This is a genomic window from Nitrobacter sp. (assembly GCF_051535215.1).
Taxonomy (GTDB): Bacteria; Pseudomonadota; Alphaproteobacteria; order Rhizobiales; family Xanthobacteraceae; genus Nitrobacter.
The window spans coordinates 137100-150746 of sequence record NZ_JBPPLY010000004.1; the positions used below are offsets into that span (position 1 = coordinate 137100).

A 13647-nucleotide genomic window follows, 5' to 3' on the forward strand; every position below is an offset into this window, starting at 1 on the left:
CTGTTGTTCGTGGACTTACTTAACCGCGCCGGTCGCGGCGCTGACGGTCGGCACGTCGGGACGCGCGGCCGCCACCGACGGGACCGCTTTGGTGCCGGCCTTGACGTAGAGGCCCCATGCCACTGTGAAGAGCGTGCCGACCGCGCCGATGATGCTGGTCACTTGGTCGGAGGTGACCCATCCCTTGCCGGTAGCGAAGCTGCCGGCGGCGATCAGCAGATAGCGCACGATCTGCCACACCGAATCCGATGTCATGTCTTGTCTCCAGTGATGTTGCGATTGCCTGAAACCGTCAGGCGTCGGGAAAAACCAAGGCCTGCGCCTGACGCCACTCGGCGTCGGTCATGGGATACGGCTTGCCCGCTTCCCACTGCGCTTGCGCCTGCATCAGCGCGAGGCCTTTTGGAGAGGCGAGCAGCGCAGGCGTGATCCAGGTTTGCGCGGTTATGCCGACATGCCTGCCGAGGAAGGCCATATAAGCGGCCGACGAATTGTGGCCGGACCATTTTCTTATCGCCGCCGCCAGCGACATGTTGCAGTAGCTGACCTTCCACAGCGCGAACTGCGCCGCAGCGCCATGAACGAAATCCGGGAAGACGGCGATATGGTTGGCCTGTCCGTCCTTCAGGACGACATCGGAGACGGCGCCCCATGTGTTGGCATGCTTGCCGCCCCACATGGCGCCGGGGTTCTTGTATCGAATCGACGCGGGTTCGCGCGCCGCCTTGAGGGCTGCGTTGGGCATTGGCTGGGTCCTTTTTGATATTTGAGGGAGATGCTACCGCATACGGCGCGCCCGGATAGCTCCCCAGGCAGATATCGTCGAAGTGGACCAGTCAGCGCGAGCGACAAGATAGTAAGTCGTACTGCTGGCGATGCTGACGCGGCTTACCGGGATCGTTAACAACGAGGCGGCGGTGTCGCCTCCGCCCGGGGTCTTGACCCCGAGAATAGATATTCTTCCGCTGTCATTTGATGGCATAGCATTCGTGGAGGTGTTGATCCCTGCCCTGAAGGCCGTCGCCACGACCGTGCCGCCCGGGTCGAAACCGACCCAGCCTGAGATATCCCAGTCGCCGGGGGTAAGGGTCAAGGACACGATTGTTTTTGCGGTGGCGTTCGTCAATGGCGTTTCGCTTGCGATAGCCAGGCTCGCGATTTTCTCCTCGCCGACATCGCCAGCCGCTGCATCGGTGTTCGTTGCGATGCCAGGGACTTGCCCCACATCTGCAGTTGCAATGGCGGTTAGGCCGAGGTTGCTGCGCGCTGTCGCGGCGCTCGCGAGGTCGCTCAGGTTGTTTGTCGACAGCATGTCGCCGCCACCCGAAGCGCCTGCCCCGCCCGCGATCGCCTGCCAGCGCGCGGCGGTGCCGTCGTAACGCAGGATCGCGGCCCGCTTTGCCGCGATCGTCAGGTTGCTTCCGAGGGAAAAGCGGTTCGATGCCGACGACGATGCGCTTTCGTCCAGCAGCGTCACGGGCTGGCTTCCGACATTGATGATGGCGAGGCAGCGCCCTTCCGCTCCGCTGGCCAGGCCCGAAATGTTGCGCGCCGCGTTCGCATTGATTTGCAGCACCGCCGCCGCCGCAAGACCGGTGGGGTTATAGTTGTTCTGATCGGCGGTGATCTGCGCCGGCGAAATGACGCCGGTCAACGACAGCCCGCGGGGCAGCGCGAGGTTGCCGGAATTCTGATCGATCGTGAACGCTTCGATCCAGCTCGATCCGTCCGGCGACACCTTGAGCTTGAATGCGTCGGCGCCGACGAGGCCGAATTCCGCGCGCCCTGAGAAGTTATCCGAGAAGAACACCGACGCCGTATTGGCCGAGCCTTCTTTCGAGAGCTGAACCCGCATGTCGCCGGTGCCGCCATCGGCAGCATCGATGGCGGCGAACAGCGCCGCGTTGGAAGCAACCGACAGCAGATTGGGACTGCTCGCCGCCATGTTGACGCCGAGATGCGCCAGGTTATCGAGCGACGCCGTGCCGCCCGCGCTTTGCCAGGCCGTGCCGTCGAACACGAACAGGCCGCTGTCAGCCGCTGACCAGATACACCATCCCGTCTTCGGCGTGAGGAATGCCCAGGCGCCGTCCTGCCATGTCGCGATGGTGCTGTCTTTTCCGCTCCACACGCCGGTCGCGCTGCTTGCGACCACATGCCGGTCGCCGTCCGCCGGACTGGAGGGCGGTGTGGCGTGCGTCCGATCGAGCACGCCGATCTGGACCACGGCGTCGAGAATGCGCAGCGCCTCGTTATGGGTGACGTGCTTCTGCGCCTGGCTGCCGTCGATATACGGCAGTCCGAGATTCGGTGTGTCTGTCATGGCAACTCAAAGGGTGAGAGTGAGTTCAGCAGGATGTCCGGCGCCGACGGTCGCCGACATTTGCGCGACGCGAATGTGCAGGCTGGTTTGCGCGACACTGAAATCCGCGATTTCGTCCGCGTTGGCGTAGAACGCCTCGGACGCGCTGCACGCAATGCTGCGCACGATCGCGTCGCCCGAGAAGATATCGAGCGTGTAGGCTTCGCTATCCTCGCCGAGCGGCACCTCGACGCCCCAGCCGTCGCCATCGAGGCGCGTTCTGCGTATCCAGGAGATGCGGACACCGCCGCTCTCCCGCGACGCCTTCACATGCACCGGCGACAGCGGCAGCAACGCGGTGGCTTGCGGCGTCACCGTCAGTGCGACCGCGGTCGGGTCGTCGTGGTTTCGTCCGGCGGCGGCGAGCCGCACCAGGATCGGCCGGCCCAGCGCGTTCAATCCGCGCGCCAGTGGCGTAAGATGCGTATCGAGCAGGACGAACCGCGCGCCCGCCGGCAACACGTCGGCAACGGCGTATTCGCTGCCGGCCTGCCCGCGCAGCAGGCGCGATACTTTATAAGTGCCCTCGTCCACCAGTTCCGCATTGGCGAACTGCAGAACTTCCCAGTTGCCATCGGTGTTCTGCATGGCGGCCGCATTGGCGCCCGCCAGCACGCGGGCATCGGAGAGCGACGTCAGGGCGCCGCCATAGAGCCGCACGCGAAAGACGTTGCCGCAGTCCCACCGGTTCGAGGGTCCCGCCGGCAGCGGGTCCAGCGTTTCGCCCGATGTCGCCGGCGCCGATACCACCGCGGACGGTTGAAAGCTCGCGCCGTCCGGCGAGGTCCATACCGTCACCGACGTCGGCCAGGGGCTGGCGAAGACGGCGAGCCGCGTCAGGATCGGCGGCTCCGACGATTCGATGGTCGGCAGATCGAGCACATCGGCTTCAACCGGCCCGAGCGCGGCCGGCATTGCAGGCCGCGTCGGCCGCGGTGTCGACAGCGGCACCGAAAACACCTCGGGATCGATGCTGCGCCCGGTCACCTGCCGCGCTTCGGCATCGACGGTTCCGCTGATTTCGAACAGCCGCCGCCGTCCGTTGATCGTCACCGCGATCACGTCACCCGCCGTCAGCGACAGGCATTGCGGGCCGAGCGAAAACGCGGCACTTTCTCGGCCGGCCCACAGATCTTGCAGCCAGATCTCGGCCCGCCGCGCCATCGCGGCATCGTCGCTGACGACTGCAAGGTCGGAGTGAACGCTGCGGTTCGAGCCGCCTGCGAGCCGTCGCGACGTCACCGCAGAGCGCCTGTAGTCCACGGTGCCGTCGGTAAAACCGAAACCGGCCTCGCGCGGCAGCTCGGTTTCCTGCGCGCGAGTCAGTCGCGCCGGAGCGCCGTCCTCGGGGAGCACCAGGTCTTCCTCCGCGAATTCGGCAACCGGCGCGCCGCCGCGCGAAAGGAAACGCAACGTGCCGTCGGCGGCGGTCGCATCAAAGGCATAGGCGCCGGCAAGCGGTTCGATCATCGCGCGCGGCGACATCGGCCGGTCGATCACGTAGCCATCGCAAGCCTCGCGCAGCGCCGAAGTGTCGACACCGGCGACACCGCAATCGGCGAGGAGCGACGCAACCAGCGCGTCCATCGGCGCGGCGCCGAGTCGTCCGGTGAGCCAGTGTCCGGTCTGCCAGTTCGGCCCGTCGCTCCAGACTTCGGTCGCGGCGGGAAATGCTGGATAGGGCCGCGCATCCCAGGTCCACAGATGGATCGCCGACGCATCGATCATGCGGCCGCCATAGACCTGAGAGACCGGATTGTCCGCATCCGCCGCGCCGAACGCGGGATCGAACTTGCCGAGAAACGCTTGCAGATAGCGGCGCTGGATCAGATCGTCGCGATCGCCGCCGGAGAAATACGGCAGGTTGTTTTCCGACGATTTGGGATCGGGAAACACGCTCGGCTGGTTGGCGCCCTTGTCGACCGCCGGACAGCCGACCTCGGTGAACCAGATCGGCTTACCTTGCGGCAGCCATGCAGTCGGGCTTGCAAGTTCAACGCCACTGATGCGCTCGTGATGCGCCGACGACCACCATGACCTGATGTCCTTGACGCGGAAGGTCCACGGCTTGGCGAGGCCGTCGGTGATCGGCGTGCGGTCTTGCGCGGCGCGCGCGACGTCATCGGCATAGTACCAATCGAACCCCTCGCCGCTATAGACGTTGCCTGCGAGATAGCCGACGTCATAGGTCGAAGCGGCGATGCTCGAGTCGAGATGCCCTGCCTCGTCGCGCCAGTCGGCCAGCGGCGCGTAGTAATCGATGCCGACGACATCGATCGCGCTCGATGCCCACAGCGGATCGAGCGGAAAGCGAACCTCCGACGCATCCGGCGTGACCACATCCGCGCCGTATTCGGTCCAGTCCGCGCCATAGGTCACGATCGTCGATCCTCCGACTATGGCCTTGACGTCCGCCGCGAGCGCAGTCAGCGCATCGACGGCGGGATAGACGCCGCTGCCGGAGCGCACGCGCGTCAGCGACCGCAACTCCGATCCGATCATGAAGGCGTGGACGCCGCCGGCGGAAACCGCCAGGTTCGCATAGTGCAGGATCATGTTGCGATAATTCCAGCTTCCGCCGGAGAAGAAGTTGTTGACCTGCGTCGCCGCCGCTGGCGCGCCTTGCGGCGAGCCCGCCCGCCCCGGTGCAGGATCGCAGGTGATGCGGCCGCGCCAGGGATAGGCCGGCTGCGACGATGCTCCGCTCCATGGATCGCTGAAGCCGTTGCCGGCTGGGATATCCATCATGACGAAGGGATAGAACGTGACCTTGAGGCCGCGCGCCTTCAACTCTGCGATCAGGTGCCTCACGCTGTCGTCGGATGGCGTACCGCCGAAGGCCGGACGGCCATCGACCTGCGACACCACATAGGCGCTTCCCCGCGTCACGCCGGCCACCGACCAGTCGCCGCCGCGCGTGACCTTGCTTGCGCTGTCGACGCCGGGGCGGACAATGCAGCTTCCGGCGCGAAGATCCGACCCGAACCATGCAACAACGACAGCCACGCGTTCGAGGTTGGGACATACCCCTTGCAGATCGTCGAGCGCCGCGACCACATCGGATTCGGCATTCGACACATGACGGTTTTCCGGCGCGGACTGACCGGGGCCGAGCGAGCGCACCACAGCGGACGGCTCGTAACCGAATTCGCTGGTGCCGGGAATCAGCGTCACCGCGCGCGCCATCCGTTCGAGCTGGCCGATGGGGCGGATAATCTCGAACGAGAGCTGCGGAATGCGGTTGCCGAAATTCGCCAGCGCCAGCCGCTCGAACACGACATAGGCGAGCCCGCGATAGGCCGGCGCGTTGCCTGCGCCTTCCCTGGCGACGATCAGATCGTCCGGGGCCTGGTCCTCGGTGCCGCGATGAACACGGATCGTCAATCCGTGGAGATCGAGCGGGCGTCCATCGGCCCAGATCCGTCCGACCCGTCCGATCACGCCTTCGCAAAGGCCGACCGCGAAATTGGCGAAATAGCTATAGGTGGTGGTGGTCGTGGTGGGGCCGCTGAACAGTCCGCCCTTGCCGCCGGACGACGAGCTTGTTCGGCTGCTGACGACCTCCTCGAGTTGCGTCGCCCAGATCACCTGGCCTGACAGCCGCGCGCGGCCGTAGACGCGCGGGATCGGCGCGCCTTCGGTCGAAGCCATCACGTCGAGATCGGCGAGCCGCGGGCCGACCACGTTCTGGTTGCCGGGGCCGAACAGCTTGCGGTCGACGACGTTGCCGACCAGCGCGCCGGCGATACGGCCCGCGATCGCACCGGCCGGGCCGAACAGCGCGCCGGCAGCGCCGCCCGCGACGGATAGAACCAGCGCTGCCATCAGACGGACACTCCCGGAAAACGAAACGCGTAAGCCAGCCGACGCCGCCACCACGGCGCGAGAGCGATCTCGCAGACGGCCGCGCCGTCGTGCGCATGAATCATGGTGCGCTCGCTGGAAGCGATCGCGACATGCTTGGCGACGAACCCCTCGCGCCAGCGGAACAGCAACACGTCGCCCGCCCCGAAACCGTCGGCCGCGACAGGCATGAGATGACGCAGCGCCGCAGCCGCCAGCGTCTCGTCGCCCTTCGCTTCGGCCCAGTCCGGCGCATAGGGCGGCGGCGTTTCCGGCTCGTCGCCGATGCAGTTGCGCCAGACGCCGCGCACCAGGCCAAGGCAGTCGCAGCCGACGCCCTTGAGCGAGGCCTGATGGCAATAGGGCGTGCCGATCCAGGCGCGGGCTTCCGCGACGATGGCGGCGCGGGTCGTATGCGGGGAAGTCACGAGCCGCCCCCGTAGCCCGCCTTGGTACCGCTGCCATTGTCCGGCGAGCCGGGCAACGGATAGCTCACGATGAAATCGTTGCCGGGAATCTGCGGAAAGCCGCGAAAATTGGAGGTGTTGGCGAAGCGATCGCGACAGGTCGCGAAACTCTTGTCGCAGCCGGCGGAAATCGCAAAACCGTCGCCGACCGCGATCGGCTCGGCCATCGCCTGCCACAGCGACAGCCGCACCTCGCCCGCGGCGATGTGATGTTGTTTCACCTCGACCGCAATGCCGGCATTGGCGCCGGTCGTCCACACCACGCGCCCCGCTGTGAACCAGCCGTCGGCAAGACCTTCGAGACCTGAGACCGTGACCAGCGACGTTCCTTTGATTGCGGTCACCGCACCGCTGCGGCGAAAAGTCGAGTTGGTCAGATCGACGCGGCATTTGCCGTCGCCGAGATCGACGCCGCAACGTGCCGTGAACAGACGCCCACTGTCCTGCGCCAGCGCATCCGCAAGTCCGCGCAGTTCCGCGGTGAACGCCGCCCCCTCGCGGCGGACCTCGCCCAGCGAGCCGCACGCGATCAGGACTTTCAGCGCGACATCGCTCCAGTCCACCAGCCAGGTCGCGACCTCGGCGGCGTCGTAACGTCCGGCGGCGAGATCGGCTTCGCTGAGCACGTCATCGGAAAACGCGCCGGAGATTTCGGAGCCGTCGACCGAAAGATCGAACCGGCTGGTCGCTTCCGACGCCGTGAAACCGGTTCCAGCGCGACAGATGACGCCGCCCACCACCAGATCGCAATCGTGATCGGTGAAGCCGAGTACGACGCCGTCGCGCCGCGTCACGATCCAGCAACGTGCCAGCGTGGTTGCGCCGGAATCGAGTTTTGCCTGAAGCGCGGAGGGAATGTTTCTCACGGGCGGATCTCCACCAGCGGGATTTTCGGAATGGCGCCGGCGGCGAAAGTCGCGAGATCGACCTCGAGGTAGTCGGTATCGAACCGCACCGGTACGTCGAAATTGAATCCCGCGGTAATGGCGACCCCCGCCGGTGGAATATGTCCGGCGGCGAACGTGACGACGCCCGTCGTTGCATCGCAGGTGAACGCGGAGCCCGCCGCGACTTCCTCGTCGGCGACTGCGACGCGCACGCTGCCGCTGACCGGCTTGGCGATCGCGCGCGCGTAGGGCGCGTACGCACCGCCATATGTCTTGATCAACTGAAACGACGCCGTCGCGCTGTCGCCGATGCCGATGACCTGATCGAGCGGCGAGATCGCGATGCCCGTCATTGCCGAGCAGCAATCCAACCGGTCGCGCCAGCGAAAGCCGTAGAGCCGGCCGCGACGCTCCTCGAAGAACGCAACGACCGCCTGCAAGGCATCCAGTGTCCTGACGCCGTAGCCAGCGTCATAGCGCCGCCGCGACTGTGCCCAGCGTGCGTTGCGCGCCTCGCGGCCCGAGCCGAAGCTCACGATATCGGTGCGCCGTTCCGGCCCACCCGCGCTCTTCAGCGCGACATCGAGCGGAAACAGGACTTCGTGAAAACTGGTCATGACGAACCCTTTTCGCCATGGCCGGGCTTATCCGGCCATCTACGTCTTTTTCGTCGGTCGCATCTAGATGTGAATGCCCGGCACGAGGCCGGGCATGACGTGAAGCGATGGTGCCACGCTTAACGTCTTCACAAACTCCGCTGGCCCCGCGCCACCGCGCGCGCGATCTGGCCGGTGACGTAATTCTCGGAGCGACGGAAGCTATCGAGATCGGGCGTAGCGATCTGAATCGTGATGCTGTTGCCGCCGCCGCTGCCGGAAACGCCGAGCCGGCCGTCGGGACCGCGCGCGAGCGGCATGATCGCCTCCGGACCCGCCTCGCCCGCTAGACCGACGCCGCCGTCCATCATCGGAAAGTAGCTCGGCGCGCCGATCACGCCGCCGGATGCGAACGGCTTGATGGCGCCGAGCGCGTTGGCCTGCACGCCGCTCGCGCCGATGCTGCCAGTGAGTCCCGAGAACAGGCTGGAGATGCCGCTGGTCAGGCTCGCCGTCAGCGGCTTGAACGCGGCGGTTACCGCCAGACTCGAGACGCGCAACGCCAGCGTTTTCAGAACGTCATCGAACTGCTTGCCGCCAATGACCGACGACGAGAACGCCTGCGTCATCGCGCGGGCAAAGCCGCCCGCGCTGATGGTGAGCGCCTGGGTCTTGGCGTTAAGGTTGTCCAGCGTACTCGATGCGTCTTCAAAGCTCGTGTCGTCGGTCATTGTGTCCTCCCTTGCGCGGCGTATCGGGAAACCGCGCCAGCAAATCGTCGAGATCGGCCCGCGCCAGCGGCGGAACGGAAGGCCCGCGCACCGCGCGGATCGCCTGCGCCAGTTCGCGCGGCGTCATCCGCCAGAAGGCATCCGGCGCAAGGCGCAACACGCCGAAGCCGAAGCCCATCGCTTCCGCCCATGGAAACGGTTTCACCGCGTGGCGCCGTCATCGAAGGTCGCCGCGATCAGATCGGCCGCGATTTTGACGAAGCCGGCCACTCCGCCGTCGACGGTCATGACCGCAACCTCGTCGTCGGTGATGGCTTCGCCCGCGCCGCGCAACCCCGCAGCGATGATGCGGGTCAGATCGCGCGCCGACGGCCGTCCCGAACTGAAACGCTCCGCGAGCGCCACCAGGTCGTCGGCGCCAAATGCGGATTCCAGCTCCGCCAACGCACCGAGTGTCAGCACCAGCGTGCGCTGCCGCCCGCCGAGCTCGGCGGCGATCTCACCACGATGTCTGTTCGGCATAGAATCTCCTTTTTCTCCACCCTGCCCTCAAGGGGGAGGGTCACTTGGAGTGAAACGACGAGCGGAGTGGAGTGACTCTGTACCCTCACCCCACCCCGGTTCGCACACCGCTTCGCTTGTGCTTCACCGACCCTCCCCCTCGAGGGAAGGGTAAAAGCTCACATCGCCGTAAACGCCAGCGCACCGGCGGATTCGAGTGCGACGTCGAAGGTCACCTCGCCATTGTGCTCGCCGGCGAATTCGAGGCTGGCGATCTGGAACGGGCCTTCGATGGTGCCGAAATCCGGCACCACGACCTGGCAATCGTTGATCGCGCCGTTGAAGAACGCCTGCCGCACCAGCGCGTCCGATGCCGCATCCTTGAACAGGCCGCGTCCCGACAGCGAGGCGCGCTTGACGCCGGCGCCAGCCAACAGTTCGCGCCAGCGATCGGTCGACTCCGCGTTGGTGATATCGACGATCTCGGCGTTGAACGCGATCCTGCGGCTGCGCAATCCCGCCACCGTGACGAAGCTCGCGCCGTCGCTCATCTTCAACAACAGGTCCTTGCCCTTTTGTGCGCCCATGACGGCTCCTTGATTCTAGGTTGTCGGTTCGGTCACGGCGCGGAATCGCACCTGCGCGTGATAGGTGCGGCCGTCCGACTCACGCCGGATATCCGCAACCGCGAAGCGGAAGTTGACCAGCCGAAAGCCCGTCAGCGTCAGCGGCGCATCGTCGAGCGCCTGAAGCACCGCTCCGGCGATCGTGTGAGCCTCGCTTTGTCCGCCCTGGCGCGAACGCGCATGCAGCGTGATCTGGTGCTCCTGGGTCGGCCCGTCATCGACGGACGCGTCGGTGACTCGGGCCTCGCCGATCGAGACGTAAGGCAGCAGCGCGCCGCGCGGCGGCTCGTCATAGACCCGCTTGCCGCCGAGTGCCGCATGAAGCCCGCTGTCGGCGGCAAGCGCATCGTGCACGGCGACGCGAAGCGCTGAATTGGCGCTGGTCATTGCGATGTCCTTTCAAGAAGTGCGATCAGAGCGCGGGCACGCGATAGCTCGCGATCATGGCGCTGACGCTGGCCGGCATCATCGCCACGCTCTGGCCGATCGCGATCAGGCCGCGATTCTCGTACCAGTGCGCCACCAGCGTCCGCACCGCATGGCGCAGCGCGTCCGGCACGTCGGTCGCGGCGGTGCCGAAGCCGATCTCGACATCGAGTTCGATGCCGGCGCTCGCGCGTCCCGGTGCCGGCAGGCCCCACGCCGATGGCGCGATCACGCCGGCCGTTTTATCGAGGACGAATGTTTCGGCATCGATGACCGAGGCATTGCCCGCGGAATCGTAGACGCGCGCCGCGGCCAGCGCCCGTAGCGGCCCCCTGCCCGGCTTGATGCGGCCGTCCTTCGGCCACTGGTCCAGCACGAAACGCCAGGTCTGCGCGATCAGGGCGGAGCGCGTCATGGCTTCGACGTGACTGCGCGCAGCCGCAAGCAGCGAGGCAATCACGGTGTCGTCGTCATCATTTTCAGCACGCAGGAAGCTCTTGACCTCCGCGACCGACCACGGTTCGACCGCGGGTCCGCTCAGAAGTATCGACGGCATCGGATATCCTCGCTGTGACGATGCATATGTTGACAGAGACGCGATGCGGTGGCTCACATCGCCGCATGATTCAGCAATTCATTCGCCTGGTTGCGGTTGTGGCAGCCCTGACGCTAACGCAGCCCGCTTTCGCCATGGTCGGCGGCGGCGGCGCGCCCTCGCCTGCGGCGGCGAGCGCGGTCGTCACCATCGTCGGCTCGCACGGCAACTCCTGCACCGGCACGCTGATCGCGCGCGATGTCGTTCTCACCGCGGCGCACTGCATCGCGCCCGGGACCACCACCAAGATAGTCGACTACAAGAGCCAGCCGCCGCGCCTGCTCGATATCCGGCGCACCGCCGTTCATCCGCAGTTCGACATGCAGAGCCTGCTCGCGCATCGCGCAACTGCCGATGTCGCGCTGCTGCAACTCGCGTCCCCGCTTGCCGCGCAGCCCGCCGCGCTCGGCGGCGCGCTGATGCCGGTCACTGTCGGAATGCGTCTCACCGTCGTCGGCATGGGCGTCGCGGTCGCCGGCGACGGCCGCAGCGGCGGCGTGGCGCGCGCCGCAAGTCTGGCCGTCACCGGACGACCCGGCACCCTGCAGATCCGCCTGGTCGATCCTTCAACAAACAACACACGAGCCGGACTCGGCGCCTGCACCGGCGATTCCGGCGCGCCGGCGTTTCTCGATTCCAGCGGCGGCGTTGTCATCGGCATCGTGAGCTGGTCGACGGGGCCGAACAACGCGTCAGGCTGCGGTGGCCTCACCGGCGTCACGCCGCTCGCACTCTACCGCGACTGGATTTTGAAAACGGCGAGGAGTTGGGGTGCGGGGATTTAGCTCATTTCGGAATAAAAGAACCGTCATCCAAAGCACGGATCATACCTGACGCATCCGCGCATTGAGGAGGCACGCCGGACTCCCGCACGTCCTCAAGGGCCTTTCGAGCAGAATGCGGGTCGACAGCCAATAACGTATTGGCCGCCATCAATTTCACTTGCACATTCGAATGGGCGAGCAATGGTAGGAGAGCCCGGCGCTGATCTCCCTCCCTTTGCTTAAGCTCATCGCGAATTTTCTGCATCTGGGCATAGAGGCGACTATATTTCTCATTGTCCAGGACATAGATCGCATCATACTGGGCGAGCGCAACCGACAAGAACTGTTTGACCAGCGTTTCGATCGTGGCTGTTCGGTCTGTTGAACGACGGTTCATTTCAGCACCCCCTCGTTCCGAAGAGCATCCAGGCCGACGCTCATTTGTTCATCCCAATTCTTGCCGCCGAGATAGTCGCGTGGCGAAGCTGGACGAGGCCGTGCGCTAGGTCGGCTTAAAAATTCCACGATCGAGGTTAATCAAGCACATGCCTGCATCGCCGGACTGCGGCAACCATCGCGAAGATGCAATAGCCTCAATTTTCCGGCGAGCCTCGTCGGGCGCAACAGCAAGCGTGAGCTTGGCTGCCTGCAGCTGGACCTGCATGTTGGGATGGCTGTAAAGCGCCATCAGCGCGCGCCGTTGATCGCCCGGACGCCGCTTCAATTCTTCCGAGACTTCCATCATTCGATCAAAGAGACGATTGAATTTTGTGAGTTCGTGGCCGAGAAGCGCGTCATCCTGCGCGGCAGTGATTGCCGCAAATCGACCGACCAGTTGATCGGCGGGTATCGCATCGAGGCTGACTTTCCTGAAAATCATGGCTTGAGAACCTCGAACATCACCAACGCGTCGAGGCCGACTCGTCGACGGTCTTCCCAACTCTTATCGCGCAGATATTCTCTTGGCGAGAGGCCGTTGAAACCAACGTTCGGCGTCCCATACCAACCCGTGATCCGATAATGCGTCAAGCGCGGGATGCTGACAATATTGGACGGATCATCGATTTCACTACGCACAAAGCCAAACCGTTCGGCCCAAGTCTGCTCGACGATGTGATGATCGTCGTAACCTGGCCGAGACTGACCGACACCCTGCTGCAACTCTTCTAACGTTTTCGGCTCGTCGCGCGCAGCCTGAATGAGGGCGTGATAGTCTTTGAGCCATTCTACATTATTCATCATGCCGACATAGGCAACCGAGACCGGCCCGCTGTTTCTCGCCAACCAGCCTGCCGCCGCGCGAAGATATTTCGTTCTTTCGACGCTGGTTGTTGGCCGCTGCTTCGGAATCTCCGGCGGCTCGTCCAGCGGCGGGCCCTGGTTGTGACTCATGCCCGGCGGCAAATCGCCAGCAAGTTGCACACCATCGATCGTGTTGTCGCGCGGCGTGATCTGAAAGAGGCCGAGACTGCCTCCTCCTGCGCCGTCGTCCGTCCACTGACCGCCATCCGGGCTGCCGGCCGGCACGCGCGGCTGGTCCGGATTGAATTTGCGCGCCAGCGCGGGAAACGCTTTGGCGACATCTACGCCAGGCGGAAAAAATCGCACTGCGTCGGGACGAGCCCAGCGGGCCACATCCGGCCGCAGCCACCGCGATTGCTGATGGCGCAGCCAGGCGTCATGATGCGATGGCATAAAAGTATATCCTAGAGGAACGACACGCGTTGGAAAGCGAAACGGCGTGCTGGAAACACGCCGTTGAATTTTCCGTCATGCGCGGGCATAGGCGCGAAGCGCCGTCTCCCACTCTTGGGACCCCGCGCATCCATTCTTCTTTGAAAGAAGGATG

Annotated in this window: 17 protein-coding genes; 1 reads left to right on the top strand and 16 read right to left on the bottom strand. The window is 65.2% G+C overall.

The genetic code is table 11. The features are described from left to right. Positions 1 to 15 precede the first annotated feature (15 nt). The 13 genes from ACS3WB_RS06815 to ACS3WB_RS06875 form a co-directional block, all read right to left on the bottom strand. Positions 16 to 255 (bottom strand): Pam3-gp28 family putative phage holin, encoded by a 240-nt coding sequence (locus tag ACS3WB_RS06815; RefSeq protein ID WP_438274809.1) that lies wholly within the window; start codon positions 253 to 255, stop codon positions 16 to 18. Between the two features lie 37 nt (positions 256 to 292). Continuing rightward, positions 293 to 745, bottom strand: coding sequence for a hypothetical protein (locus ACS3WB_RS06820; protein WP_438274810.1), 453 nt, complete (start codon positions 743 to 745; stop codon positions 293 to 295). A gap of 33 nt (positions 746 to 778) precedes the next feature. Further along, entirely contained in the window at positions 779 to 2323 is a 1545-nt protein-coding gene (locus tag ACS3WB_RS06825) for a DUF2793 domain-containing protein (RefSeq protein WP_438274811.1), read from the bottom strand. Between the two features lie 6 nt (positions 2324 to 2329). Further along, positions 2330 to 6187 (bottom strand): baseplate multidomain protein megatron, encoded by a 3858-nt coding sequence (locus ACS3WB_RS06830; RefSeq protein WP_438274812.1) that lies wholly within the window; start codon positions 6185 to 6187, stop codon positions 2330 to 2332. Next, positions 6187 to 6633, bottom strand: a complete 447-nt coding sequence (locus ACS3WB_RS06835) for an NlpC/P60 family protein (RefSeq protein WP_438274813.1) — start codon at positions 6631 to 6633, stop codon at positions 6187 to 6189. Before ACS3WB_RS06835 ends, ACS3WB_RS06830 begins: the two co-directional genes overlap by 1 nt. Continuing rightward, positions 6630 to 7538, bottom strand: coding sequence for a DUF2163 domain-containing protein (locus tag ACS3WB_RS06840; RefSeq protein WP_438274814.1), 909 nt, complete (start codon positions 7536 to 7538; stop codon positions 6630 to 6632). The genes ACS3WB_RS06835 and ACS3WB_RS06840 overlap by 4 nt, the downstream gene beginning before the upstream one ends. Continuing rightward, positions 7535 to 8176 (bottom strand): phage distal tail protein, Rcc01695 family, encoded by a 642-nt coding sequence (locus ACS3WB_RS06845; protein WP_438274815.1) that lies wholly within the window; start codon positions 8174 to 8176, stop codon positions 7535 to 7537. Before ACS3WB_RS06845 ends, ACS3WB_RS06840 begins: the two co-directional genes overlap by 4 nt. Positions 8177 to 8304: 128 nt before the next feature. Further along, positions 8305 to 8886, bottom strand: a complete 582-nt coding sequence (locus ACS3WB_RS06850) for a phage tail tape measure protein (RefSeq protein WP_438274816.1) — start codon at positions 8884 to 8886, stop codon at positions 8305 to 8307. Beyond that, positions 8864 to 9091, bottom strand: a complete 228-nt coding sequence (locus ACS3WB_RS06855) for a rcc01693 family protein (RefSeq protein ID WP_438274817.1) — start codon at positions 9089 to 9091, stop codon at positions 8864 to 8866. The genes ACS3WB_RS06850 and ACS3WB_RS06855 overlap by 23 nt, the downstream gene beginning before the upstream one ends. Further along, positions 9088 to 9408 (bottom strand): gene transfer agent family protein, encoded by a 321-nt coding sequence (locus ACS3WB_RS06860; RefSeq protein WP_438274818.1) that lies wholly within the window; start codon positions 9406 to 9408, stop codon positions 9088 to 9090. The genes ACS3WB_RS06855 and ACS3WB_RS06860 overlap by 4 nt, the downstream gene beginning before the upstream one ends. Before the next feature lie 158 nt (positions 9409 to 9566). Beyond that, positions 9567 to 9974: a phage major tail protein, TP901-1 family gene (locus ACS3WB_RS06865; RefSeq protein WP_438274819.1), complete on the bottom strand. Its 408-nt coding sequence runs from the start codon at positions 9972 to 9974 to the stop codon at positions 9567 to 9569. Positions 9975 to 9989: 15 nt separating this feature from the next. Then, positions 9990 to 10400, bottom strand: a complete 411-nt coding sequence (locus ACS3WB_RS06870) for a DUF3168 domain-containing protein (RefSeq protein ID WP_438274820.1) — start codon at positions 10398 to 10400, stop codon at positions 9990 to 9992. A gap of 25 nt (positions 10401 to 10425) precedes the next feature. Further along, positions 10426 to 10995 carry a head-tail connector protein gene (locus ACS3WB_RS06875; protein WP_438274821.1) on the bottom strand — a complete coding sequence of 190 codons (570 nt, stop codon included), beginning with the start codon at positions 10993 to 10995 and terminating at the stop codon, positions 10426 to 10428. A gap of 65 nt (positions 10996 to 11060) precedes the next feature. Between ACS3WB_RS06875 and ACS3WB_RS06880 the strand changes: the two genes are divergently transcribed. Then, complete coding sequence (locus tag ACS3WB_RS06880) at positions 11061 to 11819, top strand: S1 family peptidase (protein ID WP_438274891.1); 759 nt, start codon at positions 11061 to 11063, stop codon at positions 11817 to 11819. A gap of 1 nt (position 11820) precedes the next feature. Here the strand turns inward: ACS3WB_RS06880 and ACS3WB_RS06885 are convergent, their stop codons facing one another. From ACS3WB_RS06885 to ACS3WB_RS06895, 3 genes are all read right to left on the bottom strand, one after another. Further along, positions 11821 to 12195 carry a DUF2019 domain-containing protein gene (locus tag ACS3WB_RS06885; protein ID WP_438274822.1) on the bottom strand — a complete coding sequence of 125 codons (375 nt, stop codon included), beginning with the start codon at positions 12193 to 12195 and terminating at the stop codon, positions 11821 to 11823. 105 nt (positions 12196 to 12300) lie between these two features. Further along, positions 12301 to 12678 (bottom strand): DUF2019 domain-containing protein, encoded by a 378-nt coding sequence (locus ACS3WB_RS06890; protein WP_438274823.1) that lies wholly within the window; start codon positions 12676 to 12678, stop codon positions 12301 to 12303. Further along, positions 12675 to 13406: a hypothetical protein gene (locus tag ACS3WB_RS06895; RefSeq protein WP_438274824.1), complete on the bottom strand. Its 732-nt coding sequence runs from the start codon at positions 13404 to 13406 to the stop codon at positions 12675 to 12677. The genes ACS3WB_RS06890 and ACS3WB_RS06895 overlap by 4 nt, the downstream gene beginning before the upstream one ends. Positions 13407 to 13647 lie beyond the last annotated feature (241 nt).

Coding starts and splice junctions, on each gene's coding strand:
- ACS3WB_RS06815 (WP_438274809.1), bottom strand. CDS start 255: ATGACATCGGATTCGGTGTGGCAGATCGTGCGCTATCTGCTGATCGCC.
- ACS3WB_RS06820 (WP_438274810.1), bottom strand. CDS start 745: ATGCCCAACGCAGCCCTCAAGGCGGCGCGCGAACCCGCGTCGATTCGA.
- ACS3WB_RS06825 (WP_438274811.1), bottom strand. CDS start 2,323: ATGACAGACACACCGAATCTCGGACTGCCGTATATCGACGGCAGCCAG.
- ACS3WB_RS06830 (WP_438274812.1), bottom strand. CDS start 6,187: ATGGCAGCGCTGGTTCTATCCGTCGCGGGCGGCGCTGCCGGCGCGCTG.
- ACS3WB_RS06845 (WP_438274815.1), bottom strand. CDS start 8,176: ATGACCAGTTTTCACGAAGTCCTGTTTCCGCTCGATGTCGCGCTGAAG.
- ACS3WB_RS06850 (WP_438274816.1), bottom strand. CDS start 8,886: ATGACCGACGACACGAGCTTTGAAGACGCATCGAGTACGCTGGACAAC.
- ACS3WB_RS06860 (WP_438274818.1), bottom strand. CDS start 9,408: ATGCCGAACAGACATCGTGGTGAGATCGCCGCCGAGCTCGGCGGGCGG.
- ACS3WB_RS06865 (WP_438274819.1), bottom strand. CDS start 9,974: ATGGGCGCACAAAAGGGCAAGGACCTGTTGTTGAAGATGAGCGACGGC.
- ACS3WB_RS06870 (WP_438274820.1), bottom strand. CDS start 10,400: ATGACCAGCGCCAATTCAGCGCTTCGCGTCGCCGTGCACGATGCGCTT.
- ACS3WB_RS06875 (WP_438274821.1), bottom strand. CDS start 10,995: ATGCCGTCGATACTTCTGAGCGGACCCGCGGTCGAACCGTGGTCGGTC.
- ACS3WB_RS06880 (WP_438274891.1), top strand. CDS start 11,061: ATGATTCAGCAATTCATTCGCCTGGTTGCGGTTGTGGCAGCCCTGACG.
- ACS3WB_RS06885 (WP_438274822.1), bottom strand. CDS start 12,195: ATGAACCGTCGTTCAACAGACCGAACAGCCACGATCGAAACGCTGGTC.
- ACS3WB_RS06890 (WP_438274823.1), bottom strand. CDS start 12,678: ATGATTTTCAGGAAAGTCAGCCTCGATGCGATACCCGCCGATCAACTG.